At 45.6% G+C, this 26325-nt stretch carries 22 protein-coding genes, 1 riboswitch and 1 other annotated feature; of the genes, 17 read left to right on the top strand and 5 right to left on the bottom strand.

The window, feature by feature from the left end:
• Positions 1-46 precede the first annotated feature (46 nt).
• Together ACTHPA_RS02145 and ACTHPA_RS02140 are read left to right on the top strand one after the other, a co-directional pair.
• Positions 47-1504 (top strand): NCS1 family transporter, encoded by a 1458-nt coding sequence (locus ACTHPA_RS02145; protein ID WP_440498410.1) that lies wholly within the window; start codon positions 47-49, stop codon positions 1502-1504.
• A gap of 17 nt (positions 1505-1521) precedes the next feature.
• Positions 1522-1725, top strand: coding sequence for a hypothetical protein (locus ACTHPA_RS02140; protein WP_440498409.1), 204 nt, complete (start codon positions 1522-1524; stop codon positions 1723-1725).
• Between the two features lie 136 nt (positions 1726-1861).
• On the opposite strand, the gene ACTHPA_RS02135 is transcribed toward ACTHPA_RS02140, so the two are convergent.
• Positions 1862-2431, bottom strand: a complete 570-nt coding sequence (locus tag ACTHPA_RS02135; protein WP_440498408.1) for a uracil-DNA glycosylase — start codon at positions 2429-2431, stop codon at positions 1862-1864.
• A 132-nt stretch (positions 2432-2563) separates the two neighbouring features.
• On the opposite strand from ACTHPA_RS02135, the gene ACTHPA_RS02130 reads away from it, so the two are divergent.
• From ACTHPA_RS02130 to ACTHPA_RS02115, 4 genes are all read left to right on the top strand, one after another.
• Positions 2564-3091, top strand: a complete 528-nt coding sequence (locus tag ACTHPA_RS02130) for a cysteine hydrolase family protein (protein WP_440498407.1) — start codon at positions 2564-2566, stop codon at positions 3089-3091.
• Positions 3091-3882 (top strand): nucleotidyltransferase domain-containing protein, encoded by a 792-nt coding sequence (locus ACTHPA_RS02125; RefSeq protein ID WP_440498406.1) that lies wholly within the window; start codon positions 3091-3093, stop codon positions 3880-3882. The genes ACTHPA_RS02130 and ACTHPA_RS02125 overlap by 1 nt, the downstream gene beginning before the upstream one ends.
• Positions 3879-4232: a VOC family protein gene (locus ACTHPA_RS02120; protein ID WP_440498405.1), complete on the top strand. Its 354-nt coding sequence runs from the start codon at positions 3879-3881 to the stop codon at positions 4230-4232. The genes ACTHPA_RS02125 and ACTHPA_RS02120 overlap by 4 nt, the downstream gene beginning before the upstream one ends.
• 125 nt (positions 4233-4357) lie before the next feature.
• On the top strand, positions 4358-5266 hold the full coding sequence (locus tag ACTHPA_RS02115) for a nuclease-related domain-containing protein (protein ID WP_440498404.1): 909 nt from the start codon (positions 4358-4360) through the stop codon (positions 5264-5266).
• A gap of 429 nt (positions 5267-5695) precedes the next feature.
• Here the strand turns inward: ACTHPA_RS02115 and ACTHPA_RS02110 are convergent, their stop codons facing one another.
• Genes ACTHPA_RS02110 through ACTHPA_RS02100 form a run of 3 tightly spaced genes read right to left on the bottom strand, consistent with a single transcriptional unit; the run spans position 5696 to position 8372 of the window.
• Positions 5696-6586, bottom strand: coding sequence for a glycine betaine ABC transporter substrate-binding protein (locus tag ACTHPA_RS02110; protein ID WP_440498403.1), 891 nt, complete (start codon positions 6584-6586; stop codon positions 5696-5698).
• The gene (locus ACTHPA_RS02105; RefSeq protein ID WP_440498402.1) at positions 6583-7242 is read right to left on the bottom strand and encodes an ABC transporter permease; all 660 of its coding nucleotides are present in this window, start codon (positions 7240-7242) and stop codon (positions 6583-6585) included. The genes ACTHPA_RS02110 and ACTHPA_RS02105 overlap by 4 nt, the downstream gene beginning before the upstream one ends.
• The gene (locus tag ACTHPA_RS02100; protein WP_440498401.1) at positions 7239-8372 is read right to left on the bottom strand and encodes a betaine/proline/choline family ABC transporter ATP-binding protein; all 1134 of its coding nucleotides are present in this window, start codon (positions 8370-8372) and stop codon (positions 7239-7241) included. Before ACTHPA_RS02100 ends, ACTHPA_RS02105 begins: the two co-directional genes overlap by 4 nt.
• A 444-nt stretch (positions 8373-8816) precedes the next feature.
• Here ACTHPA_RS02100 and ACTHPA_RS02095 point away from each other — a divergent pair, with 444 nt between their 5' ends.
• The 6 genes from ACTHPA_RS02095 to ACTHPA_RS02070 all read left to right on the top strand — a co-directional run bounded on the left by ACTHPA_RS02095 (position 8817) and on the right by ACTHPA_RS02070 (position 17318).
• Positions 8817-9503, top strand: a complete 687-nt coding sequence (locus ACTHPA_RS02095; protein ID WP_440498400.1) for a response regulator — start codon at positions 8817-8819, stop codon at positions 9501-9503.
• Between the two features lie 10 nt (positions 9504-9513).
• The gene (locus tag ACTHPA_RS02090; protein ID WP_440498399.1) at positions 9514-10536 is read left to right on the top strand and encodes a sensor histidine kinase; all 1023 of its coding nucleotides are present in this window, start codon (positions 9514-9516) and stop codon (positions 10534-10536) included.
• Positions 10537-10637: 101 nt separating this feature from the next.
• Entirely contained in the window at positions 10638-11414 is a 777-nt protein-coding gene (locus tag ACTHPA_RS02085; protein WP_429918641.1) for an ABC transporter ATP-binding protein, read from the top strand.
• Entirely contained in the window at positions 11392-13332 is a 1941-nt protein-coding gene (locus ACTHPA_RS02080; protein ID WP_440498398.1) for an FtsX-like permease family protein, read from the top strand. Before ACTHPA_RS02085 ends, ACTHPA_RS02080 begins: the two co-directional genes overlap by 23 nt.
• Before the next feature lie 340 nt (positions 13333-13672).
• Positions 13673-15058 carry an alanine/glycine:cation symporter family protein gene (locus tag ACTHPA_RS02075; protein ID WP_440498397.1) on the top strand — a complete coding sequence of 462 codons (1386 nt, stop codon included), beginning with the start codon at positions 13673-13675 and terminating at the stop codon, positions 15056-15058.
• A 157-nt stretch (positions 15059-15215) separates the two neighbouring features.
• The gene (locus ACTHPA_RS02070) at positions 15216-17318 is read left to right on the top strand and encodes a methyl-accepting chemotaxis protein (protein WP_440498396.1); all 2103 of its coding nucleotides are present in this window, start codon (positions 15216-15218) and stop codon (positions 17316-17318) included.
• 51 nt (positions 17319-17369) lie between these two features.
• On the opposite strand, the gene argS is transcribed toward ACTHPA_RS02070, so the two are convergent.
• Positions 17370-19034: an arginine--tRNA ligase gene (gene argS / locus ACTHPA_RS02065; protein ID WP_440498395.1), complete on the bottom strand. Its 1665-nt coding sequence runs from the start codon at positions 19032-19034 to the stop codon at positions 17370-17372.
• 47 nt (positions 19035-19081) lie between these two features.
• Positions 19082-19298 (bottom strand) — a binding site (T-box leader).
• A 94-nt stretch (positions 19299-19392) separates the two neighbouring features.
• On the opposite strand from argS, the gene ACTHPA_RS02060 reads away from it, so the two are divergent.
• The 5 genes from ACTHPA_RS02060 to ACTHPA_RS02040 all read left to right on the top strand — a co-directional run bounded on the left by ACTHPA_RS02060 (position 19393) and on the right by ACTHPA_RS02040 (position 26290).
• Complete coding sequence (locus ACTHPA_RS02060; protein ID WP_440498394.1) at positions 19393-20544, top strand: DUF3221 domain-containing protein; 1152 nt, start codon at positions 19393-19395, stop codon at positions 20542-20544.
• Between the two features lie 375 nt (positions 20545-20919).
• Complete coding sequence (locus ACTHPA_RS02055) at positions 20920-22176, top strand: erythromycin esterase family protein (protein ID WP_440498393.1); 1257 nt, start codon at positions 20920-20922, stop codon at positions 22174-22176.
• A gap of 114 nt (positions 22177-22290) precedes the next feature.
• Positions 22291-22471, top strand: a riboswitch (cobalamin riboswitch).
• 164 nt (positions 22472-22635) lie between these two features.
• Positions 22636-24849, top strand: coding sequence for a ribonucleoside-diphosphate reductase subunit alpha (locus ACTHPA_RS02050; RefSeq protein WP_440498392.1), 2214 nt, complete (start codon positions 22636-22638; stop codon positions 24847-24849).
• Complete coding sequence (locus ACTHPA_RS02045; protein WP_440498391.1) at positions 24834-25283, top strand: flavodoxin; 450 nt, start codon at positions 24834-24836, stop codon at positions 25281-25283. Before ACTHPA_RS02050 ends, ACTHPA_RS02045 begins: the two co-directional genes overlap by 16 nt.
• Complete coding sequence (locus ACTHPA_RS02040; RefSeq protein ID WP_440498390.1) at positions 25229-26290, top strand: ribonucleotide-diphosphate reductase subunit beta; 1062 nt, start codon at positions 25229-25231, stop codon at positions 26288-26290. The genes ACTHPA_RS02045 and ACTHPA_RS02040 overlap by 55 nt, the downstream gene beginning before the upstream one ends.
• Positions 26291-26325 lie beyond the last annotated feature (35 nt).

Below are 26325 nucleotides of genomic sequence, written 5' to 3'. Positions count from 1 at the left end.
GTTAGTTGTGTATTAACTGGAAATCTACTAAAAAGGAGAGACATGTATGGCGAATGGCGGAGATTATTTAAAATCCCCAGATTTACTTCCAGTGACACATCAAAATAGAAGCGTTGGCACATTTGGTTTTGCAGTGATTTGGATAGGGATGGCGATCGTCTTAGCCGCATTTGCTATTGGCGGTTCGGCTATTATGAGTTTGTCATTGCCGATGGTAATTCTAGCGACGTTAGCCGGTTCTGTATTAATCGGCGTATTCATGACGTTGATCGGTGATATTGGCGTTGAGCATGGCTTGTCCTTCCCCGTGTATATGCGTGCCCCGTTCGGCACAATCGGCACACATATACCTTCGCTCGTCCGCGGAGTGACAGCAGCTTGCTGGTTCGGACTTAACACCTATTTTGGTGCGATGGCCATCAACGGGATTTTGAATTTATTATTCGACTTCAATAATTGGTTTTTATGTTTCCTAGTGTTTGCGGCATTACAGTTATTCAACACAGCGCGCGGCATTAAATCCATTGAGCGCTTTGCGGATTTTGCAGCGCCGGTAATTATTTTAATATCGTGCTGGATGTACGTTACGCTTGCCGATAAAGCGACGGTTCAAGGGAAAGATGTGTGGACTTGGGTAGAATCCCCGACAACAGGGATAGCGGCTTTTACAGCTTTCATGGTTGTAATGATGGCGAATATGGGGTTCTGGGCGACATTGGCAGCTGATATGCCGACACTGTCACGTTTCTTTAAAGCACCAAAAAATGAACGCAATTGGTTCAAACGTAATAAAACACAATTAGTCGGCTCTTTGATCGTGATGCCGATTACGAATACATTTATCGTAACGATAGGGGCAGTGGCTTACATGGCAGTGGCCTCTGCTGATCCGATAAATGCTTTGATGCAAAGTGCAAGTGGAATTGTGCTGGGGGTTTTATTGCTAATGATCGTGTTGGCGCAATGGTCAACAAACACATCCGCAAACGTTATTCCTGCAGCAACGATTTTCTCGAACATCGGTGGACCGAAAGTGCCATTCTGGGCAGCTGTCATCATTGCGGGAGTAATCGGGGTTTTGGCACAGCCATGGAGTCTGTTTGGCGTGTTGGTAGAGGCGCTATTAATCATTGGCGGTATATTAACGGCAATTGTGGGGATTCTGTTCGCCGATTATTATTTAATCCGTAAACGTCGTGTGAACGTAAAAGATCTGTATGAGTTAGACGGCCAATATGAGTATATGAAAGGCTTTAACTTAGCAGGGCTATTTGCTTGGGTCATTGGTGGAGTGTTAGCGAATATGTTCCCGACTTATTCTTCATTGGTCGGCTTCGTCGTTGGGGCGGTTGTCTACTATGTGCTAGCAAAATATTGGTGGTTTAAGAAGTATCCGCAAGCAGAACTGGTTAATCCGAGTGATGCGGAATATTTAGGAATTACAGCCGGTCACGACTGGGATGATATCGTCACGCAGGAGATGGAAGAAAAAGTTGCTAAGTAGAAAAGCGGGGTGTTTGTATGTCGGATTACTTGTTAGGTTTGGATGAAATGAATCAAGTTGATGGCTATTTAGCCAGTGGCTTTAAGGTCCATTCTGTTCGTGAAAACTTGAGTGGCATGTTCGTTGAGTTTAAACGGCAGGAAGAAGAAGTTTGTTTGCAGATTACGACTGCCGAAGCTCGCAAATATTTTTCGGCAAAGCTCTTGGAACAAACGCTGTAGCTAGAAATAATGGGAAGTGGTATAGACTCTATTCTGGTACGTACTAGAATAGAGTCTTTGCTATGAAGCTTGATTGGCCTGATACACGTATTCTCCTTCTCTCTTGGCAGCACAGATGAAGCAGATCCCCGAATTGTTATTGAATCGCAGCTTTTACGATTGCTAAATCCTCCACTAATAATCGATACAAATTCGGCCGACGCCTGACAGCAAGCGGGTGGTAGGCGACTGTTGTCGGATACCCTTGAACGTCGTGCCAGCTGCCGCGCAACCCTTTCACGTCCGCATCTGGATTTTGAAAGAAGGCTTGTACAGCTACATTTCCTAGACATAAGATAAGTCGGGGTTTTTGGAGCTGCAGCTGTTCTTCCAAATGGCGACGCATGCAGATTTCACGGGTCCGTTCTTTATCGTATTTTCGGATGGGTCTCCTCTTTAAGATATATGTAACGTAAATAAGTTCTTTATTCAGCCCAACGTCATGAACGGCTTGCTGCAATGTATGCCGCGTTCCGCAAACAAACGGGTTTCCTTCACGATCCTCACGGGCGCCCGGATTATCAAGAACGACCATGATAGGTGCGTTCGGATTCCCTTCTCCCCATACCATCCTTGTGCCTTGTTTATAAAGTCCGCACTCCTCGCAGTTGATCTGACTCATCGGTGTCGGGTCCTCCGGCCAACTTTCTGGGCAAAACGGTTTCATGTTCATCACCCTCCTAACAGTTTAGAATACCCCTTATTGAATAAAGCATGCGGTTCTTCCATTCTATTTTTTCAATTAATAAAGGAGAAACGGCCGTTGGTATAGAACATAATTTTGAAAAGGGGTGTGAGTATGGAAGCTTTGTTAGTAATTGATGTGCAAAATGGGATTGTTGATTCTGGTGATTTCAATGCTGAATTAAACTTGATTACAAATATAATCGGAGACTTTACAGGGAAAGGGAAGCCGGTTATTTTTATCCGGCATTTTGATGATATAGAGGAAAGTCCACTTTACAGGGGTTCTGTAGGTTCAGAACTACATCCATCCATTAAAAGGTTTGCGGAAGTTGTTGTTGAAAAGCAAACACCAAGTTCATTTTTTAAAACCAAATTGGCGGGTTTGTTAGAAGAGTTGGAAGTGGATCATGTATTCATTACTGGCTTCAATACTGAGTTTTGCTGTTTGTTTACGGCAATTTCCGCTTTTGACCGTGGTTTTAAGGTGACATTCATTGAGGATGCAACAGGAACTGCGAATACAGATGAAACGTACGAAATGCCAGGACTGGATATTCGGGATTTTGTTGGGACGGTGCTGCATTGGTCAGAGGTAATCGAAGTGCTGGATTATGAGGAGTACGTGGAGGCGTATAAGTAATGTTGCCGCAAGAGTTGGCTGTTGAAAAGATTGCTGCGAGTTTGAAGGGTGACCCGCTTGTACAGGCGATTTTTCTGAAAGGATCGATGGGGAGGGGAGAGCATGATGCGCATTCTGATGTTGACCTTTATTGCTTGGTGAAAAAGAAGGATCAGAAGGGGTTTCTTGCCGGTCGGATGGAACATTTGCGAGCGTATCGTGACATTATATTGGTCGATGATATTTTCATTGTCGCTCCCCAAATTATTGCGGTGTTTGATGATCTGTTGCATATCGATTTATTCACTGTGACGAAGGAATCGTTCGTTGGCGGTGACCATTTCAAGGTGCTGTATGATCCGCATCGGTTATTGGATGAATTTATGGAGACGCAAGGGTTGGCGCTGTCCGAGAATGAATATCGGGATGATGTAATGGATGTGGGTTGGTTTTTATTCCAACACTCGAAGACGGCTGCACGAGGAAATGACATTTGGGCGGTTAAGATGCTGACGAATGTTGTGCACCATTTAGGGAGGGTGCTGCTTTATCGATATGCGCCGGAACGCGCGAAGTTAGGTTTGAAGACGATTGAACGGTCGTTGCCGGATTCCGTTGTAGCGGAGCTGACGGAAATTCTTGAGGCCATTACGCCTGGAAACCATGCGCAGGCGGTTATTCTGATAAGCCGATTGCTTGAACGGGAGTATGAATGGATTCAACTGCAAATTAATGTGGAAGATCAATCGATGAGATTTTTACGAAAAATGATTGATATGTACATAGGGGAAAGGGAGGGGGAAGAGGTATGACACAAGTTTGTGTAATTAGCATTTATGTACCGGATATGAAAGTTGCGGTTGAATTTTACACCGGAGTGTTAGGGTTTCAGGTGAATAAAGAATACAGTCCTAAAATTGTAACGCTTGTCCATGGGGAGCTGCCGATCGTGTTAGAGGAAATGGAGAATGCGGGATATGATAAAACGTCTTCAGGGGTTGTGCTCACGTTGAAAAGCGATGATATCCATCAATCACTTGCGGTGCTTAAAGAACACCATGTGGAATTAATCATCGGAGAGCCTGCCGACTGTCCGCCGGGAAAATATATTAGTTTCCGCGATCCGTTTGGAAATGTGTGGGAGTATTTGGAGTTTGATTGAATAATTAGACTAACATGCTAAACTAGTAAATAGCGGAATAAATAGAAGAGGAGCTGAGACTATTCATTCATAAAGAAAGACAAGCACCACTATTGTTAGAAGGGCTGGAGGCGGCGATTAAGCGATTGCCAGTTCACCATGAAGCGATTCCTGTTTTGCGCTCGAAGTATGCGGCCGTACAGGCCGGATTTGGCGGAGAGCAGGAATTGGACAAAGTGTTTGAGAGCTATGCTTTTTCGATGAAGCATGGCATTTTCCACGATTTATCGCTAGCCTCCAGTACAAATTTTCAAGTGGACACGCTATTCATCACTCCTTGGTATGCGGTTTTGTTTGAAGTGAAAAACATTGCGGGTGAATTGACGGTGACGGAAAACCCGCCACAAATGATCCGCGTGCTCGATTCAGGTCAAGTGAGCGGCTTCAAAAGTCCAATTGCCCAATTGGAAAGCAACTGTGAATTGTTTCAAGACTGGCTGTACAGCCGAGATCTATCATTGCCGGTATACGGAGCAGTTGTGCTCGCCTATGCCAGCCAACGCATCGAAGTATTCGATACGAAAATCCCTGTTTTATTTCCAAGTGCGGTCCCCACATTCATCCGCAAACTCCCAACAACCTCCCCATTGTTGGATGACGAAACGTTTGCCACCCTTTTAGCGCAGCTTAACAGCGGCCATCGTTTTTTTATTCCATCTCCAATTTGTGAAACTTATTCGATCAGACGCAGCGACATCCGCACGGGCGTGATCTGCCCGGGGTGTGGGTTTATTGGCATGGAAAAATATATGGGAGGGTGGCGCTGTCTGTCTTGTGAAGGGAGAAGCAGGGATGCGCATCAGCAAGCGATTCGTGACTGGTTTTTATTATTTGGCGGAGGAATGAGGAATAAGGATTGTCGAGAGTTTCTCAGGGTCGACCGCCAGCAGACCGCGCATCGGCTTTTGGCGTCTATGGATTTAGAAGTAGAAGGGGCTAAGCGAAACAGGTCGTACACTCTAAAATTTCATATGGAAAGCAAAAAGCGCACATAATTTGTGCGCTTTTTTGCTGGGAAAATGTCCAGTCGGTGATAAAGTGCTAAGAGTCGGTGATAACTCCCTAAAGGTCGATGATAAATAAATTCACCTATGAAAAGGGTGCTTGTGATCGGCGCTGTTTGTTGAAAAATGGAGAGTCGGTGATAAAGTGCTAAGAGTCGGTGATAAACTCGCTCAAGTCGGTGATAACGGATCGAGAGTCGGTGATAAACCTATCTGAGTCGGTGATAACTCCCTAAAGGTAGATGATAAATAAATTCATCTATGAAAAGGGTGCTTGTGATCGGCGCTGTTTGTTGAAAAATGGAGAGGTGGTGATAAAGTGCTAAGAGTCGGTGATAAACTCTCTCAAGTCGGTGATAACGCATTGAGAGTCGGTGATAAACCTTTCTGAGTCGGTGATAACCGGCTCAGCTCACTCAATCATTCCACCTCAATCAACCCACTCTCCACCAAAAACTCCTTCGCGACCTTTTCGACCATCATGCCGTCGTTGTCGACTTTGGCATTCATTTTTTGCATGGCTTCTTCGTCAATCATGCCTTCGAGCTGCTTTAGGACTTCTTCGATTTCAGGATATTCCTCAAGCGTTTCTTCCCGCACTAACGGGAGCGCGTGGTACGGTGGGAAGTACGATTTGTCGTCTTCCAAGACGCGTAAGTCGAATTCCTGCAATTGGCCATCTGTCGTGTAGGAGTTAATGACGTCTACTTCGCCTGCATTGATCGAACGGTACATGATGCCGTGATCCATGCCTTTTACAGCATCGAACTTCAGCCCATATTCATTCTGAAAACCAGGCAGGCCATCTGGGCGGTCGATGAATTCAAAGACAGCGCCTAATGTGAAGTCTTCCGAGTAGGCAGCAAAGTCGCTGAATGTGACAACGCCGAGTTCTTCGGCTTTTGATTCATCTAATGCGAGCGTGTACGTATTGTTGAAGCCGAATGTGTTAAAAGCGACAATGCCGTCTTCAGCAACGAGACGCCTTGTCGCTTCCAACGTTTCATCGGCTGTCCCCGGCTCTTCATGATAATACGTCACGACAATCGTCCCCGTGTAATCGGGAATGACGTCAAGATTACCGTTCAGCATTGCATTCCACACCACATTAGATCCGCCGAGATTCTCTTTATAGATCACTTTTATGTCTGTTTTATTCTCAATCAACTGCCCCATGACGTGCGACAGGATGATGCTTTCTGTGTTGTTCCGTGAACCGAGCGTCAACGAATCTGTTTCAATTAAAATGCAGGCCGATAGCATACTTGCAACAACTGCAATAAGCAGCAATGAAGTGAGTTTCTTCCTCATTCCGCTTTCAATCCTTTCGGTGTCGTCCAGCGCTCAACCGAGCCGAAGAACACTTCCAAAATAATAGCTAGTAGTGCAGCAGGGATTGCGCCAAGTAGGATCAGTCCGTCGATACCACGCGTGATTCCTAGGAAAATGAAATCGCCAAGGCCACCTGCGCCGATGAATGCGGCAAGAGTAGCGTTACCGACGTTAATGACAGCGGCAGTTCGAATTCCGGCCATGATGACGGGAATCGCGAGTGGTAATTCCACTTTGAAAAGAATTTGCATGCTCGTCATTCCCATTCCCTTTGCAGCTTCCCGCGTAGCCGGGTCGACGTCGTTGATGCCCGTGTACGTGTTTCGGATAATCGGCAATAAGGAGTATAGGAAAAGTGCTGCAATCGCTGTTTTAACGCCGATACCGAAAATTGGGATCATAAAGCCAAGTAACGCAAGGCTAGGAATTGTCTGCATGACGCCACTGCCGCCAAGTACGAGTGTCGCAAGTTTAGGCACCCGCGTGACAAGAATGCCGAGAGATACACCGAGAACGATGGCGATCAACATGGAAAAGAATACAAGCTGGATATGGATGGATGTCGCTTCGAGAACTTCTCTCCACCGCATCTGTGATTGTTCAGTCAATTGTTGCCAGATGGATAAGTTATTCATATGGCGACCACCTCAGTTTCTGTCCACTGAGCCGACAATGCGGATAGCAACGAGCCGCGTGTTACGAGTCCGACAACCTTGTTCGCTCCATCGACAATAGGAATCATGCCGAACGGCGTTTCGTCCATCATAATGATAGCGTCTTTTGCGGAAGCGGAATCACGTAAATAGTGCCCGATTGGTTGCATGATTTCTGCAATCGTCCGGATGCTGTTTACACTCTTGATCACATCATAGGCAGACACTATACCTAACAAAGCTTTTGATTCATCCACAATAATGAGATCTGTGATTTTCCTCTGGCGGATAAGTGAGATTGCCTTTTCGGGAGAACTTTGAGGAAGTGAAGTGACGACAGATTCTGACATAATGTCAATGACAGGCATCAGTTCAGGGTTTTGAATGATTCGATGCTTGCCAATGAATTCTTCGACAAAACCGTGGGCGGGTTCATGAAGTAACTTCTCGGGAGTGTCCAGTTGTAGTAGTTTGCCGTCTTTCATAATTGCGATACGGTCACCCATTTTGAGTGCTTCGTCCATATCATGAGTTACAAAAATGATTGTCTTATTCAATTTTTTCTGCAGTGAAATGAGTTCACCTTGCAATTGTTCTCGTGTAATTGGATCCAATGCGCTGAACGGTTCATCCATTAAGATGATTTCAGGATCGGATGCAAGTGCGCGAGCGATACCGACCCGCTGCTGCTGTCCACCGGAAAGTTCTTTCGGATAGCGATTTGCGTAGATTTTTGGATCCAGTCCGACCAATTCCAGTAGTTCGTGGACTCGTGGTTTGATTTTATCTGGGCTCCATCCGTTTAACTGGGGAACAATGGCGATGTTTTTTTCGATTGTATAGTGGGGGAATAGCCCAATCTGTTGAATGACATAGCCGATGCCTCTTCGCAGCTCGGAAGCGACATATGAGTTATTGTCCTTTCCGTTTATCGAAATTTTCCCGCTTGTATGCGGTTCCATCCGATTAATCATTTTCATCGTTGTCGATTTACCAGAACCACTCGGCCCGATGAGAACGAGCAGCTCTCCTCTTGGAATCTCAAAGCTGATAGAGTCAACAGCCTTGAACCCATCTTCATACACTTTACTTACGTTTTCAAACTTAAGCATACGTACCTCCTATTGTTTTTTTACAACATTGTATTCCGTAAAAAATCGAATGAAAAAATAAAACAACGGTAAAAAAAAGAAAGCGATTTGCCGCCTGAATTTGGTCAGGAGCAAAGCCTCTGTGAGATAGTATAACATACTTCGAGAATTGAAACATCAAGAATTCGATTTTTCTGTTGATTGCAATCGTTTACACGGAGGGAAATGATTGTTGTGAGAGCTTGCGAGGTAAGGGATATAACCCTTTGAGAAATAGTTTTCTGGCCAGCTTAAATTATTGAAAATTAGCGAGTCGGTGATAACGAGTCCAGAGTCGGTGATAAACTCTTTTAAGTCGGTGATAACACACCGAGAGTCGGTGATAAACTCACTCAAGTCGGTGATAATCTTTTCCAAGTCAACCTCACACCATTATAATGAGGAAAGAAAGGGTGTGCAGCGGATATGGATATGAATATTTTCATCGTGGAGGATGATTCTGCGATTTACAATTCACTTAAAGAGCGACTTGGCCAGTGGTCGCTTCATGTGTCAGGTCCAATAGATTTTCATGATGTGATGAAGTCTTTCATCCAGGAAAAGCCTCATCTTGTCATACTCGACATTCAACTTCCTGCGTTTGACGGGTTCCATTGGTGCCGGGAAATCCGGGCGGTTTCAAAAGTGCCAATCATTTTCTTGTCGTCGCGGGATCATCCGATGGATATGGTGATGGCGATGAATATGGGGGCGGATGATTATATTCAGAAGCCGTTCCATACGGATGTGCTTCTTGCAAAGATCCAGGCGACGCTTCGCCGAACGTATGCGTATACGGCGGATGAGGCGGCGGATGTGCTTGAATGGAATGGCGCGATGATCGATATGAAGCGCGGCATCATTCGGCTCGATGGCCATGAGGTGGAGTTGACGAAAAATGAGTTTTTCATTTTGGCGGTGCTCGTCCAAGCGAAGGATGAAATCGTGTCACGTGATGAGCTGATTCGCAAATTATGGGATGATGAGCGGTTCGTCAACGACAATACATTAACGGTCAATGTGACGCGGCTGCGCCAAAAGCTTGCGGACATCGGACTTGGTGACGCGATTCTTACAAAAAAAGGTATGGGATATATGGCGGTCAGCCTATAGGGGGAATTCGATGTTCATTCAATATGTAAAGGATATGAAAAGCTGGATACTCCTCTTTGCCGCTTCACTCGTATTGACAGATTCACTTATTTGGATTGATAAAGGTCTTGCGATGAGGTTGAGTTCTCTTGTTTACCTCAACATGCTTCTAATTGCTATTTTCATGTTATTCCTCATCTGGCGTTATAAAAAAGAGACGCATTTCATGAGAGAACTTCTTCGTATTTCCGAAGATCCTTCAAGGGATTGGCAGGAGGGGTTGCCGGAGCCGCTTTTCACGAGGGACCAGACGACGAATGATCTGTTGCGGCAAGTGGCAAATGATCATTTGAAAAAGCTGTCGGAAATGAAAGCTGTAAACCTTATGGAAAGCGATTATACTGCGGCATGGGTGCATGAAGTGAAGGCGCCGCTCACCTCGATGAAAATGACGATTGATGCGAATCGGCAAGATACGGCCATCCGGAAAATCGAGTCGGATTGGCTGCGAGTACACTTGCTTATCGACCGGCAGCTCTATATTTCACGATTACCGTCGCTCGGAACGGATTATGTGTTGGAGAAGATTAAAGTACATCAGCTCATTACACCCGAAATACGTGAGCTTCGATCATGGTGCATCGAGAAAAACATTGCTGTGGATATTCAAGGCGAGGAAATGGAAGTGCTCACGGACAGCAAGTGGTGTCGCTTCATCATCCGGCAATTGCTGACGAATGCGGTGAAATACAGTCCGGACGGGGGCACCATTTGTATTGCGGCACACCGTTCGCCAGGGGGACATCCGGTTTTATCAATTAAAGACGAAGGTCTGGGAATCCCGGCTCACGATCTTCCCCGTGTTTTCGACAAAGGGTTCACCGGGGGCACGGGAAGACTGCATAATGCAGCGACAGGGCTCGGTTTGTATCTCGCCCAGCAAGTATCTGAGAAAATCGGGATTTCCTTATTAGCCCACTCCGAAATAAACAAAGGAACGACGATGAACATGACGTTTTCTACAGAAAATGAGTTTGACGCAACACGAACGTGACAACATTGTCACATTGACCGACCTGTTTGTCATCTAAATCAAACGACCAAAAGAAGTTCGCACATTAAGATAAGGATATAGCAAACAGGGAGGGTACAATGATGGACCAACATAAAACAGTTTTACATGCCCAAAACATCCGGAAATCGTACGGAACGCGGGGCAATGTGCAACAAGTATTGAAAGGGATCGACTTGCGAGTGATGGAAGGGGAGTTCGTCGGAATTATGGGGGCTTCTGGAGCAGGGAAAACAACGTTATTGAACGTTCTTGCGACGATTGACCGCACGACGGAAGGCTCGATCCTTATTGGAGATGCTGATATTTCGAAGATGAAAGACCGTGAGCTGTCTGCATTCAGACGTGATAAATTAGGATTCATCTTCCAGGATTATAATCTTCTTGACACGCTGACGGTGAAAGAAAATATTCTATTGCCAGTGTCGCTAGGCAAAATGAAAAAGCGGGTGGCGGAGGATCAGTTCAAGTCAATAGCTGATATATTAGGCATTAAAGAGCTCGCCGATAAATATCCACATGAAATTTCAGGCGGTCAAAAACAAAGGACATCTGCTGCGCGCGCACTCATCAACAAGCCATCGATGGTATTCGCAGATGAACCAACAGGCGCGCTTGACTCCAAATCGGCGTCTTCCTTGCTTGGAACGTTGGAGGATGTCAATAAACAGCGTGGCGTCACGATCATGATGGTCACACATGACCCTGTCGCGTCGAGCTATTGCAGCCGGGTCGTCTTCTTGAAAGACGGTAATATTTATTCGGAGCTGTACCGGGGCGACAAAACGAGACAAGCCTTCTTCCAGGAAATCCTGAAAGTCCAAGGTGTCCTCGGGGGTGACAGCGTTGACGCTCTTTGATTTCGTCATCCGCAGCATGCGGAAAAACATTAAGCATTATTATTTATACTTTTTCGCGCTTATTTTAAGTGTCGTCCTGTACTTCGTCTTCGCGACGTTGCAGCATGATCCTGCAGTAGTGGCGCGTTCAGGTGGCAGCATGGGTGCGGCGTTTAAAGTGGCTGGGTTTTTATTATTATTCATTGCGGGCATTTTCGTCGTCTATGCAAATGCGATTTTCCTGAAAAGAAGAAGCCGTGAAATCGGGCTGTATCAATTGATTGGCCTGACGAAAGGCTCCGTCTCGCGTCTGTTGATTATCGAAAACTCCTTGCTTAGCGCCGGGGCGTTGGCCATTGGGATCGGCGTAGGAATTCTCGTATCACGCGTATTTTTATTGTTGCTAATGAAGCTAATCGGCTTTGATGGGTTTATCGAAGTGGAGTTTTCGACGGCCGCAGTCATCCAGACAGTGATTGTATTCATTGGAATCATCATCCTCACATCGATTCAAATGATCGTCTCCGTTTACCGAAATACATTGCTTGGATTATTCAATGCGGAAAAGAAGGGCGAGCATCCGAAAAAGCCGAAAGCATTCAGATCAGCATTCCTTGCCATTTTAGGAATGGCGCTTATCGCCTTTGGATATTGGCTATCCGCTCATATGATGAATGCTTTGCTATTCATTAATATGATCGTCGTTTTGGCTACGACCATTTTAGGAACTTATCTTGTCTTCCGCGTGACGATCAGCTGGTTATTTTACCAAATCCGCAAAACGAAACAAGGTCATCTCGGGTTAAATAACAGTTTGTCGATTGCGCCAATCATGCATCGGATGAAGGGCAACGCAAATTCACTGACAATCATTACGGTATTATCCGCAATGACATTGACGATGTTGGCGGGTGCGTATTCCCTCTACTATTCGACCGAAAAGGAACTTCGCCTAGTATATCCTTTTGATTTTTCTTTTGATAATTTTTGGTACGATGATAGTCAAAAAGCGTCCGCGCAATTTGTCAGTGAGCTGGATAAGCATAATATAACGTATACGTATTCAACAGTTGAAACCTTGCAAGTCGAGGGCGAATTTGAAGACGGAAGTGCGCCAGAAATGATACCTACATCGTTTGGAGCAAATATTATAAGCGACAAACAATTGCAGGAAGCAGGTGCGGACATTAAAATTCCTGATTCCGATGCCGCTTACCTTTATGATGCAGGCATTTACTGGTTATTGAAATCGATTGATGTCCCATTCAATGTTGAGTTATCAAATAGTGAAATAACATCTAACATGAAAGTTGTGAAAGTGAGCGAAGGAAATGCATTAAACTCTTCGGCGGCAACACAACTTGTTGTGAAAGATGCGTTCTATCAACAATTAAAAGATCAATTTGCGAATGATGGGAACGGTTGGCGAATTTCAAACACCTATGCCATCAATGTGCCGGATCAAGATCAGCTTATTGAGGCTTCTGATATCTTTAAGCGCATTAATGAGGAAAATGATCTGCATGGATTTGATTACTATTCGCAATATGTTCGTTCTATGGAAAACAACGGATTGCTCATTTTTATCTCTGGCTTTTTAGGTCTTGTGTTCCTCATTTCGACAGGCAGTATTTTGTATTTCAAGCAAATGACGGAGGCGGAACAGGAAAGAAGCAGCTATGCAACATTGCGTCAATTGGGCTTTACAGTGCAAGAGATTATGCGAGGCATCGTTCGTAAGCAAGTGTTCGTCTTCGGCTTACCATTGTTGATTGGCTTGTTGCATTCGATTTTCGCGATAAAAGCAGCATCGTTCATGTTCATGTCTGATATTACGTTGCCCGCTTCTTTCGCAATGGGCATTTATGCATTGATTTACCTCGTGTTCGCTTTCCTGACGGTCGGATATTATCGGAAGACGGTGAAAGCTGCGCTTTGATTGGCGAATTGCATGCGAAAAAGGGCGGGTCGGTGATAAAGTGCTGAGAGTCGGTGATAAGCTACCGAGAGTCGGTGATAAATCGCCTCAAGTCGGTGATAACCAATACTTTCCGGCAATATTCGATACTTTTTTTCGAAAATAGGTTGAAAAATACGGAGTCGATGATAAAATATTCAAATCAGAATAAATATGAAGATGAAGCACTTTCACGAAAGCTTCTATACCGTCTGAGCCCATGTTGGCTCAGCGGTTTTTCATTTTTCAAAACGTGAGTTTTTTTAGCATGACAGGGTAAAGATAGTAAGAGAGTTACTATGATAAAGAGGGAGTGAACAGTGTGGGAGTATTAGAGTGGCTCGTCGGACCGGCGAATGATTTTATTTGGACATACATACTGATCGGGCTTTTATTGCTCATTGGTCTTTACTTTACGATTCGGACGAAATTTGTACAGTTCCGTTTGTTTGGAGAGATGTTCAGACTTATTTTTGAGAAAAAAGAAGGCGACCATGGCGTTTCAGCATTCCAGGCGTTTACAATCAGTGCGGCTTCGCGAGTCGGTACGGGGAACGTAACTGGCGTTGCGCTGGCAATTGGAATTGGCGGACCGGGCGCTGTCTTCTGGATGTGGGTCATCGCCGTTATCGGCATGGCGACAGCGTTCATCGAAAGTGCACTTGCGCAAGTATATAAGGTGCGCGATGGCAATACATTCCGCGGAGGGCCAGCATATTACATGGAGAAGGCGTTAGGCCTTCGGAAGTTAGGAATCGTGTTCGCAATTTTACTGACATTGTGCTTTGGTTTTATATTCAACTCTGTCCAATCAAACACGATCAGCCAATCGTTCCATGATGTTTTCAATCTTCCGTATTGGGTTGTCGGACTAGTTCTTGTCGTACTTACAGGGATAATCATTTTCGGCGGCGTACAGCGGATTGTCAAAGTAACGCAATCCATCGTTCCGATCATGGCGGTATTCTATTTGCTTATAGCGCTTTACGTTGTTGCCATTAACATTACGGAAGTTCCTGCAATGATTGCCCTTATTTTTGAGCATGCTTTTGGTATTAAAGAAATGGCTGGCGGCGGTATTGGTGCTGCCATGATGCAAGGGATTAGACGTGGTTTATTCTCAAACGAGGCGGGTATGGGGAGTGTGCCGAACGCTGCAGCGACGGCGACTTCTTCGCATCCGGCGAAACAAGGGCTTGTTCAAAGTCTTGGTGTATTTTTCGATACGATCATCATTTGTTCTGCGACGGCTTTCATCATTATCCTTGCTGGGCTATATGATAAAGGGGAAGAGAGCGGCATTTTGCTGACACAAAGTTCGATGGCTGTTCACGTCGGTTCTTGGGCGCCTTATTTTGTCGCAATTGCAATCTTGTTCTTCGCGTTCAGCTCGATTGTTGGAAATTACTACTACGGTGAAACGAATATCGAATTCATTAACGCGCATAAGTCTTGGATGATGCTTTACCGCATTTTGGTTCTCGTCATGGTCATGTTCGGTGCAATGGCAAAAGTGGATATCGTCTGGAGCATGGCGGACTTATTCATGGGCTTAATGGCGATCATAAACCTCCTCGTCATCCTAGCTCTTGGAAAAGTTGCTTTCCGCGTTTTGGATGATTATACGAAGCAACGGAAACAAGGGAAGAATCCTGTGTTTAAAGCGGATTCTAGTTTGAAAGGTGCCGACTGTTGGAGGGAAGATTAATATTATCATTATAGATAAAGGATGGTCTCGCTGGAATTGGCGAACCATTCTTTTTTTATTATGTTTTTTGAAATATGGGACTTTACGACTGTTCTTTATTTGTGTGTTTTGGTCTGCTATAATTCTATTAATCTAGTACTAATGGAGGTATTTGAGGTTGAAGAAACAGAAAAGTATTGCTTGGAAGTTATCCGGTTTAATTATCGGATTGTTTTTGCTTTTATTTATTGCCTATACATTGATAACAAGTACAATTTTATATGGGAAAACCGTTGCAGAAGCTGAAAAGTATACGGTAGAAAGTACAAAGTACAATGCCCAATTGATCAGTTCCAGGTTTGGCAAAACGGACGAAATGCTACATACGACAAAGCGTATGTTTGAGACGTTGCATGCACAAGGGAATCTTACAACTGAGGAAATTGTCAGTGTTATGGAAAGGAATTTGAAAGATAATGCCGACGCAATCGGTTTGGCTGCTGTGTTCGAAAGTGGTTCAATTCCGCTAGACGATCAGGTGGATAATAAACTGGTTGATTCGACTAAAAGGTTTATTCCTTACCTATTCAAAGAAGACAACAATATCGATTTGAGAGGTCTTGTTGGATACGATAATGCTGGAGTTGAAAATTGGTATTCGATACCTAAAAATGAAGGACGAGCTGTCCTGGCAGAACCTCACGTCTTTGATTCGGGTAGCGAATTGGTGTTAATGACGACTATGTCTGTGCCGATTGTAACCGAATCTGGTGAGTTGATAGGTGTATTGGGAGCAGACTTAACCATTGACTTCCTGAATGATTTGGTGACATCGATTCAACCGGACGGTGGGTATGCCTCTATCATAACTGAAGCTGGCAACTTGACGGCGAACAGCTTGAAAGAAGAAATGATTGGAACGAATATGAAAGACTCAATTGATTGGGACAACATGAAGGAGCAACTGGATCGTGGAGAGATTGGAACATTGTATGTGGATTCTAAGAGTCTGAATGAGAAGTCGTTTAATACATTCGCGCCAATTATGCTGGATAACATAGATGATGTCTGGTCTGTGCAAACTGTGTTGCCGCAATCGAACATCCTATCGACTTTCAACTCTATATTAATCGTCACGGTCATTGCAGCCATTGTCATGGTAATTATAATGGCAGGAGTGACTGCGTGGTTCATCTATAAACAATTAAAGCCGCTTTCGTACTTGCAAAGGTCCATCGAAACGGCTGCAACTGGCGACATTACACAATATGTAGACGATAAATACATCCATAATGACGAAATCGGTGCTGTTGCGAGCGCTTATAATAATATGCTGCGACAGACAAACGAAGCAATTGGCGCGGTCCTTTCTTCGTCAAATGAGTTAAGTGATTCCACTGCGCATGTTCACCACGCTTTTGAAGAAATTGTGGCATCCAGCGAGGAAGTTTCATTGGCGACGAATGAAATTGCGACCGGAGCATCAAACCAATCCGAAGATACCGAAGTGACTAGCAATCGTATGGCCGAGTTGGCAGAGCAGATTAATGCGCTATCCAAGCTTGCAGACGGGATGCTTATGCTATCCAAGAAGACTGTTGAATCAACAGATATAGGTATGGTACAGGTCGGAAAATTACGGGAGCATAATGCTTCTGCAAATGAAATGAATACGAAAGTCCAGCAGCAAATAGACGCACTTTCGAATAAAATTACCGCAATCAACAATGTGATTGCTTCTATCCAAGATATCACTGCACAAACTAATCTCCTTGCATTGAACGCCAGCATCGAAGCGGCCCGTGCCGGAGAACATGGCAAAGGATTTGCTGTCGTTGCAGAAGAAGTGCGAAAACTTGCTGAACAATCAAGGAAGGAAACAGAGATTATTCAGCAAACTGTTCACGAGATAATCGAAGAAACACGACAAACCGTGTCTGTCATTGACTCTAATCTTCAAATGATGGAAGGACAAAATGAATCTGTAACAAATACGGAATCGTCCTTTAAACAAAACGCGGAATTGACTGAACAGATGAGCCAAACGATTATGGAATTGACAGCCGAGTTGACTGAAATGCTTACGCATAAAGATCAAGTCATTCTGTCCATCCAAAGTGTGTCTGCCGTTTCAGAGGAGACCGCTGCTTCAGCAGAACAAGTCAGCGCCTCATCGATTGCCCAGCAAGCCGAATTGGAGCGCGTTGCAGAATCGACAACCCGCATGAAGAATATCGCTTCTGAATTGCAGGAAATTGTAGAGAAGTTTAAATTAGCATAAGAAAAAGCAATCGTCCGCCAGTGGTGGAACGATTGCTTTTTTATATCTAATTCACATTTCCTCGGGTGCCTTCATGCCGAGCAATCGCAAGGATTCCTTCAACACGATGATGACGCATTCCGTTAGCGCAGTCCGATACGCCTTGTTTGCAGAGTCGGACAACACTTGCACATTGCCGTAAAACGAGTTGAACGCTTGGGCGAGGTCGACCGCATATTTTGCGATTACGGAAGGGTCCAGATCGTCGTTTGCTCGCTTAACCTCTTGCGGGAATCGGCTAAGCAGCTTGACGATATCCCATTCGTGGTCGTTTACTTCGCTAATCGCGAACGTGTTGGGTGCTCCCGCTTTGCGCAAGATGGAGTTCGCCCGCGCATGCGCATATTGGACGTATGGCCCAGTTTCGCCCTCTGTCTGGAGCATCGTTTCAAGATCAAATTCGATGTCATGCTTCCGATGCTGCTTCAAGTCACTGAAGAGGATTGCGCCTACACCGACTGCTTCAGCCACTTCGGATTTATTGGCCAATGCAGGGTTCTTCTCCTCGATATTTTTTTGTGCAAGTTCGATCGCTTCCTTCAGTACTTCCTCAAGCAAGACAATCTTTCCTTTACGCGTCGACATTTTCTTGCCGCCTTGCAAGATGAGTCCGAATGGAACGTGTGTGATGTCGTTAGCCCAGTCATGCCCCATTTTGCTAAGCACATTTTTGATTTGCGTGAAGTGGAGGCTTTGTTCATTCCCGACGACGTAAATGGATTTGACGAAATCATATTTGTTTTTTCGATCAATGGCAGCAGCCAAATCACGTGTTGCGTATAACGTCGCTCCATCTGATTTTTTAATCAAACACGGAGGCATGCCTTCTTCTAGCTCCACGACCATGGCTCCGTCCGATTCGACCAATAGGCCTTTGTCTTCGAGTTCTTCGACGACAGGTTCCATCTTGTCATTGTAATACGCCTCGCCATTATAAGAATCGAAGGAGACGCCAAGCAGATCATAAATCCGCTGAAATTCATTCAATGACTCGGTTTTGAACCATTCCCACAGAGCGAGAGCGTCGGCGTCGCCGTCTTCCAACGCTTTAAATGCGGCACGTCCTTCGTCGTTCAAGGAAGGGTCCGTCTCCGCTTCTTCGTGGAAACGGATGTACAGTTTCAGCAATGTCTTGATTGGCTCTTTACGAACATCCTCTTCGTTGCCCCATTTCCGGTACGCAGTGAGCAACTTCCCGAATTGCGTGCCCCAATCACCGATGTAATTGATTTTCACCGGTTGATAGCCACTTTTTTCTAGCAATAAAGCGATCGAATTTCCGATGACCGTAGATCGGAGGTGGCCCATGGAAAACGGCTTTGCAATGTTTGGTGACGAAAGGTCGATCGTCACGACACCGCCGTTTCCTTCAGTAGATGAACCGTAAGCAGCGGATTTGTCTAAAACTATATGCAGAAGATCATCGGTAATCGCATGGCGGTTCAGGAAAATGTTCACATACCCATTGACAGCTTCCACTTTTCGAATAGATGGATGTGTTAATGAACTTGCGATTTCCTCCGCGATCGAGACGGGAGATTTCCGTAAAATTTTCGCGAACGGAAAACAAGGCAATGCAAAATCGCCTAGCTTCGAATTTGCTGGCCGCTCCAGCATATGCTCCTCCAACTGGATCGGGCTAACTGTCTGTAAAACTTGTAAAATACCCTTTTTCATTTACACGAACCCCTTTTTAGGAAAAATAAAAAGCCTTCAATCTCAATAAATGAGACGAAAGCTTGTTCCGCGGTACCACTCAAATTGCCCCTAGAATTATGGATAGAGGCCCCTTTCTCCTAACGGCGAGACACCGGCTTCTCCTACTTCATTCAGAAAAGCATCTCCGAAGTGCGCTTCACGAATCCACTCCGCCAGGCTCCCACCAACCCCCGGCTCGCTACAGAAGTGATAATCCATTACTCTCTTCATCATTGATATTGTAGTTGAATGTACCAAATCGGTGGTGACGTGTCAATGGGCGTCACGAAACTTTTGTACGAATCGTCCGTCTAATCCGTTGATGGGAGGTTTTGACATGAATTATAGAATATCAATCTTATTAGGTGCTGCTTTATTGTTAGGTGGATGCGGAACGGATGCATCGCCGAAAAATGTCGCGGTTGAAGATAGTGTTGAATGGAAAACGTTGAAGACGGTGAGTGGGCGAGAAATCATTGCGGAATTAAAGAAAACCGCTCAAGAGACGCCTAAGCGAGACAAATCTGCCACTATAGAAACGCCCCCTGAGTATGAGGTGCCAACAAAAGAATTGGCAGAGGACTTGGCAGTCAAAGGAATTGAGGCACCTGCTGCAATCCAAGCGGTTGAGAAAGTTTATGGTGAAGGTGGGATTCATAGTGAGGGGGTCATCTTCATTGAAAACCAGACGAAGGGCGCTGCGCAATCCGGCGTGTGGATCGGCCTGAAAGAGCCCGATGAACGCGTGCAGCAATTACTAGATTTGCTGCAACCGAAAGTGGATGCGGGCGAAATACTAGCGGAACCGATCTATATTTTCCGCAGCCCTCATACGGAAAAGGAGCTGAATGAATTGCAGGATGAAGTTGCGGAGGCATTGAAAGGAATGGGATCGCAACGAGGATCATTCGGCCTGTACGTCGATGTCATTACCGGCACAATTGAAATTACCCATGATTATCTCAAGCCGAAGCAACAAGAGGAGCTGCGGGAGCTATTCGCCGGCCATACGATCAATTTTACGCAAGAGGGAAGGATGGTCGCGGAGCCGGGGGAATCAACCGTCATTGTTCCTGAACAAACGTACACGAATACCCCGGCGACGGAAGGCGGATTCATATTGGCTGCAGGTGACGGAAGAATTTTTGTGGGAGGCGGAACTGAGAGCGCTGTGTTTTACAAGTTCGCCGAAGCTGACAAGTTGAAAGTGGGCCAGCGTGTGGAAGTGGAAGCTACAGGGATGATTTTAGAATCGTATCCTGGGCAGGGTAGTGCGAAATTTGTGGAAATCATGCCAGACTATAAGCCGGTCGGCGCCGTGCTTTCTGAGTCGCAGGCCGTTGCGAAAGCATTGGATATGGCGGGTGAAAGATTGTCCAATGGCTTTGTCCTCATTGATGAAGTTATCTTTGATGAAAATGAAAAGAAGTGGGTATTCACAGTTCTGCCGGACGACGGAGAAGGCGTGTTGGAAGTTGCGGATCAATAAGAGTAGAGCAACCGTCGTATGTGGGCGGTTGTTTTTATGAACGGAGTTAAATCTCGTCTGAGCTGTGATAAACCCCTTCTAAGCAGTGATAACGTATGTCTATGTGGTGATAAACATTTTTGGCATGGGTAAGTTCATTCTGAGAGTCATCGAATTATAGTGATTCGGTGATAAATTTGTGCGAATCGGTGGTAATGTGCGCCAAGTCGGTGATAAACACTTTAGAGTCGGTGATAACAGCCCGAGAGTCGGTGATAACCTATCACAAGTCGGTGATAACGTTTTCCCCCCCCCCTTCGAAAATCACTTCAAGTCCCCCTCCCCCGGTTTCCATCCGCTGCCCATGGGTATGCTATCAACAGAGGAGGGATTGATTTGTCGAAAAGGCTGGTTTCTGCTATTCAAGAGAACGCTTTCCCGTTAAACGATAAAGCATTTGATTCTATTTTGGACGCAATTGGTGATGCGCGAATTGTCCTGCTAGGTGAGGCGACGCATGGAACTTCAGAGTTTTACAAAGTTCGCGCGGCATTATCGAAACGGCTAATTCAGGAAAAAGGGTTTACAATCATTGCGGTAGAGGGCGATTGGCCATCCGCGCAGGCGGTCAATCGCTATGTGAAAGGTTTCGACAAGGAAGGAAAATCCGCTCGGCAGGTATTGGTAGAATCTTTCAACCGCTGGCCGACGTGGATGTGGGCGAATGAGGAAGTAGCGGAACTTGTTGAATGGTTAAAACATGACAATGACGGAAAGGACGCGGCGGATCAAACAGGATTTTACGGCATCGATATGTATAGCCTCTATGAATCGATTGATGAGCTACTGCGGTTTCTTCAGGAGAATCCGCAGTTTAAGGCGGACTTGGAGTTGGCGAAAAAGGCATTCTCCTGTTTCGAGCCGTATAACCGGATGCCGGAGCATTATGCGATGTCGACTGCCCATTTCACGGATGAATGTATAAGTGAGGTATCCAGATTACTAACGACTATCCGAAGTCATGTAGATCTTTATTCGAATGAGCAGGAGAAGGACTTGAATATGACGATGAATGCATTAGTTGCGAAAAACGCCGAGTCCTATTACCGGGCGATGATGCAGGACGACGCCATCTCCTGGAATATTCGCGACATGCATATGGTCGAGGCGGTCAGTGAAATTTTGAACTATCATGGGGCTGATGCAAAAATCATCATTTGGGAGCATAACACCCATGTCGGCGATGCATCGGAAACGTCGATGGCCGACCATAAAATGATCAACGTCGGACAGCTCATCCGTGAGAAATATGGCAGGGAGGACACGTTTGCCATCGGTTTCGGCACGTACGAAGGAACTGTTATTGCGGGAGAAGGTTGGGGAGAACCGTATCAAAAGATGGATGTTCCGCCCGCTAAATTCAATTCATGGGAAGGGCAGATGCATGCGGCGGCCGCCGAGGATCAAGTTATTCTCTTCACGGAAGAAAACCGGCATTTATTCAATGAATGGATCGGCCATCGCGCCATCGGAGTCGTCTATAATCCGGAATTCGAGGCGTATGGGAACTATGTGTCATCGAGAGTCGGCAGCCGGTATGATGGGTTCGTATTTCTAGATCGAACGGAAGCTTTGAAGCCCTTCAACAAGTAAGAGCCATGCATCGATTGCACGGCTCTTCAAAAAAAATCTTACAAAATACTTTCTACCTATTTACTGTTTAAACACTACATGTTAGGGTATTAAAAGTACATAACACACAACATATAGTATCGAACGATGGAATGGTACCGTTATCGGTTTAATAGGGAATCCGCAAATCGGAGCTGTCCCCGCAACTGTAAACGCAGACGACCGTCTCAAAAACCACTGCAGCATAATGCCGCGGGAAGGGGAGATGGAAGGAGGAAGCGTGAGCCAGTAGACCTGCCGTCCATCGTCAAGCGACACTTTCTTCGGGGGTTGAGAGGTGGGAGCGAGCGGGTTCTTTGCTTTCATTTTTCTATTGCCCGATCTGTTTCCTACATTACAATCCATGAGCGATGACTCTACCGAAGAGGTAGAATCATCGCTTTTTTCATTTTTACGTTACCTAAAAGGAGATGGATTAGTATGACTATCATTACTGAAAGAACAGACATTATGGACAAACTGCAATCTGAATTCGGAGCGGACAAGCTGCAACCGCTTCTAACGGCGAGTGCTCGCTGGAAGGAGCGCCATCCTGAAGGGAGCGATTCTGAATGGTCGAAAGCAATGATTTTGGAAGTGCTCAGCAATCTTGACGAAGCATCTGCCTACTGGACATTCGTAGCTGCGCGTATTTATTTGCAGGAAGTTTATTCCCGTCAGGAAAGCGTAAGAGGCTCAAAAGCGTATACAGATTTTGCCGACAATGTAGAGCGGCTCGTGAAGAAAGGTCTTTATACATCCGTTTTACTAGAAAAATATTCACGTGAGGAACTAAAAGAGATTGGAACTTTCTTAGAGCCGGAAAGGGACAAGCTGTTTACGTATATTGGATTGAAAACGCTTGTAGATCGGTACGTGGCGGTTGATTTCAATAAACAGCCCGTTGAATTGCCGCAAGAACGTTGGCTCATCATCGCGATGACGCTTATGCAAAATGAAACAGAGAACCGTCTCGGAAAAGTGGCGGAAGCGTATTGGGCGATGAGCAATCTGTATATGACTGTTGCGACGCCGACATTAGCGAATGCGGGCAAACCGCATGGTCAGCTGTCGAGCTGCTTCATCGATACGGTCGACGATTCGCTCCAAGGAATATACGACAGCAATACCGATATTGCGAATCTATCAAAATACGGAGGCGGCATCGGCGTTTACATGGGCAAGGTTCGTTCGCGAGGATCGTCCATCCGCGGATTTAAAGGGGCTTCGAGCGGCGTCCTTCCGTGGATTAAACAACTGAACAATACGGCCGTCAGTGTCGATCAGCTCGGTCAACGTCAAGGGGCGATTGCCGTTTATCTTGATGTATGGCATAAAGATATTTTCACATTCCTTGATCTTAAGCTGAACAACGGCGATGATCGCTTGCGTGCCCATGATATTTTCACCGGAGTCTGCTTGCCAGATCTTTTCATGGAGCAAGTCGAGGCTCGAGGTGATTGGCATTTATTCGACCCGCATGAAATCCGGACTGTAATGGGGTACTCATTGGAAGATCATTATGATGAAACGAAGGGGAGCGGTTCATTCCGTGAGAAGTATGAGGAATGTGTCAATCATCCTGAATTGTCGAAGGAAACGGTACCTGCGATTGAAATTATGAAGCGTGTCATGCGCAGCCAGCTCGAAACCGGGACGCCGTTCATGTTTTACCGTGATGAAGTGAATCGCGCAAATCCAAATAAGCATAAAGGTATGGTGTATTCGAGTAATCTCTGTACAGAAATCACTCAAAATATGAGCCCGACCGAATTTGAATCCGTCACACTTGAAGACGATATCGTCGTAACCCGTTCAAAGCCAGGTGATTTTGTCGTCTGTAACTTGTCGTCCGTGAACCTTGGAAAAGCCGTTCCCGCGGATGTATTGGAACGCCTCATTACGATCCAAGTGCGTATGCTCGACAACGTTATTGAATTGAATAAAATACCGGTCGTTCAAGCGCAACGGACGAATGCTCGCTACCGTGGCATTGGACTCGGGACGTTTGGATGGCATCATTTGCTCGCTTTGAAGAATATTCAATGGGAGTCGGATAAAGCGGTCAATTATGCAGATGAACTGTATGAAAGAATTGCTTATTTGACGATTAAGGCTTCGATGGAATTAGCGATTGAAAAAGGGGCGTATCCTTTATTCGAAAAATCGGATTGGCAAAGTGGAGCTTATTTCGAGAAACGCGGATATGATTCAAAGAAATGGCGTGAACTGCGTATCGATGTAGCGATGAACGGTATTCGTAACGGCTATTTGATGGCGGTCGCGCCGAACAGCTCGACATCGGTTATCGCAGGATCTACCGCTTCCATCGATCCGATTTTCAAACCGTTCTATCATGAGGAAAAGAAAGATTACAAGCTGCCGGTCATTGCACCTGATCTTGATCACAACACATATGATGTGTATCGCCGCTCTGCGTATATCGTCGATCAGCGTTGGTCCATTAAGCAGAATGCGGCAAGGCAGCGCCATATTGACCAAGCGATTTCATTCAATATATACGTTCCGAACAACATCCGCGCATCCGTCCTACTCGATTTGCATATACAAGCGTGGAAATCGGGCATGAAATCGACATACTATACGAGGTCTACAGCTTCTGATATCGAGGAGTGCGAATGGTGTCATTCCTGATTGCGTATGCATCGTGGAGCGGCAATACGGAAGAAGTGGCGGAAATCGTGGAGGAGACGCTGCTGTCAGAAGGAATGAAAGTGACGGTGCATCGGATTGGAATCGGTCCGATGCCGGATCCGCGCAGGTTCGATGCGATGATCATCGGTACGTTCACATGGGACAAGGGCTCCACGCCTTACGAAGTAAAGGATTTCGTCGCGGATGTTGGGTACAAACCGAAGAATGTTTATGTCTTCGGAACGGGAGATACACAGTTTGGAGGGGACTATCTCTTTTGCCATGCCGCTGTCAAACTGGCACGGTTTTATGAATCTGCAATTACCCCTCTTAAAATCGAACAAAGCCCACGTGGCACGCAAGAGAAGAAAGTCATCGAATGGTCGAAAGGAGTAGTTCAACATTGGCAACACTTACACGCGTTAAAGTACTGAATCCAGCACAACCAAATAAATCAACGGCGATTTTCGGCGGGAAAGCGAGCGGCATTTTGAATTGGAACGACCTTGCCCACCCACATTTCTACACATTGCGACAAAGGATTCGTTCCCTTTTCTGGACAGCGAATGAAGTCGATATGACACAGGACGTGAAGCAATTTCCGAATTTGTCAAAAGCCGAACAGGAAGCTTTCCTAAAGATTATTGGACTGCTTGCAACGCTAGACGGGCCGCAAACCGTCGTCGCCATGAAAATTGCGGACTTTGCAACCGACCCTTCGGTGAAATCAATTATGGCGACAATCGCAGATCAAGAAAGTGAGCATAATCATAGCTACGCGTACGTACTATCGTCCGTTACGACGCTCGACAAGCAGATGACTTCATTTGAAATGGGTCGCACTGATGAAGTGCTCATGAAAAGAAACGAACGGATCGTAGATATTTACAACGAATTCGCGGAGAACCCGACGATTGAAACGGTGTTAAAAGCGATGGTGTACACGACGTTGCTGGAAGGTTTGTTCTTCTATAGCGGCTTTGCATTCTTCTATAATCTTGCGCGTCATCAAAAAATGGTCGGCACATCGACGATGATTTCCTATATCAACCGCGATGAGCTCCAGCACGGCAAGGCGATCAGTGATATTTTTCGCGCTGCGCTTGCTGAAAATCCTGAGTATAATACCGAAGCATTTACAGAATGGATTTATGATCAATTCCGCCACTCCGTCGAACAGGAAATCATTTGGAGTCGCTACGTGTTAGGGGAAATCGACGGAATCGACCTCGATGAAATGACTGGCTACGTGAAATATCGGGCGAATAAAATGCTGCGTATGCTCGGACTAAGCGAAATCTATCCGGAATTTACGGACAATCCGATGAGATGGATCCGCGCCTACGTCGACAATTTTGATGACACGAAAACGGATTTCTTTGAGCAGACGTCTAGGCAATACGTGAAGACGAGTGATTTGAACGGGTTTGATGATCTATAAGAACGAAAAAAGAACGCTGGCCATGTTCACTAGCC

The organism is Sporosarcina sp. SAFN-015 (assembly GCF_051966875.1).
Lineage (GTDB): Bacteria > Bacillota > Bacilli > Bacillales_A > Planococcaceae > Sporosarcina.
This window is presented reverse-complemented; position numbering and strand designations above follow the sequence as displayed.

Excerpts from the sequence above, each read along its gene's own strand:
- ACTHPA_RS02145 (WP_440498410.1), top strand. The coding sequence starts at position 47 with ATGGCGAATGGCGGAGATTATTTAAAATCCCCAGATTTACTTCCAGTG.
- ACTHPA_RS02140 (WP_440498409.1), top strand. The coding sequence starts at position 1,522 with ATGTCGGATTACTTGTTAGGTTTGGATGAAATGAATCAAGTTGATGGC.
- ACTHPA_RS02135 (WP_440498408.1), bottom strand. The coding sequence starts at position 2,431 with ATGAAACCGTTTTGCCCAGAAAGTTGGCCGGAGGACCCGACACCGATG.
- ACTHPA_RS02130 (WP_440498407.1), top strand. The coding sequence starts at position 2,564 with ATGGAAGCTTTGTTAGTAATTGATGTGCAAAATGGGATTGTTGATTCT.
- ACTHPA_RS02125 (WP_440498406.1), top strand. The coding sequence starts at position 3,091 with ATGTTGCCGCAAGAGTTGGCTGTTGAAAAGATTGCTGCGAGTTTGAAG.
- ACTHPA_RS02120 (WP_440498405.1), top strand. The coding sequence starts at position 3,879 with ATGACACAAGTTTGTGTAATTAGCATTTATGTACCGGATATGAAAGTT.
- ACTHPA_RS02110 (WP_440498403.1), bottom strand. The coding sequence starts at position 6,586 with ATGAGGAAGAAACTCACTTCATTGCTGCTTATTGCAGTTGTTGCAAGT.
- ACTHPA_RS02105 (WP_440498402.1), bottom strand. The coding sequence starts at position 7,242 with ATGAATAACTTATCCATCTGGCAACAATTGACTGAACAATCACAGATG.
- ACTHPA_RS02100 (WP_440498401.1), bottom strand. The coding sequence starts at position 8,372 with ATGCTTAAGTTTGAAAACGTAAGTAAAGTGTATGAAGATGGGTTCAAG.
- ACTHPA_RS02095 (WP_440498400.1), top strand. The coding sequence starts at position 8,817 with ATGGATATGAATATTTTCATCGTGGAGGATGATTCTGCGATTTACAAT.
- ACTHPA_RS02090 (WP_440498399.1), top strand. The coding sequence starts at position 9,514 with ATGTTCATTCAATATGTAAAGGATATGAAAAGCTGGATACTCCTCTTT.
- ACTHPA_RS02085 (WP_429918641.1), top strand. The coding sequence starts at position 10,638 with ATGGACCAACATAAAACAGTTTTACATGCCCAAAACATCCGGAAATCG.
- argS (WP_440498395.1), bottom strand. The coding sequence starts at position 19,034 with ATGAAAAAGGGTATTTTACAAGTTTTACAGACAGTTAGCCCGATCCAG.
- ACTHPA_RS02060 (WP_440498394.1), top strand. The coding sequence starts at position 19,393 with ATGAATTATAGAATATCAATCTTATTAGGTGCTGCTTTATTGTTAGGT.
- ACTHPA_RS02050 (WP_440498392.1), top strand. The coding sequence starts at position 22,636 with ATGACTATCATTACTGAAAGAACAGACATTATGGACAAACTGCAATCT.
- ACTHPA_RS02045 (WP_440498391.1), top strand. The coding sequence starts at position 24,834 with ATGGTGTCATTCCTGATTGCGTATGCATCGTGGAGCGGCAATACGGAA.
- ACTHPA_RS02040 (WP_440498390.1), top strand. The coding sequence starts at position 25,229 with ATGGTCGAAAGGAGTAGTTCAACATTGGCAACACTTACACGCGTTAAA.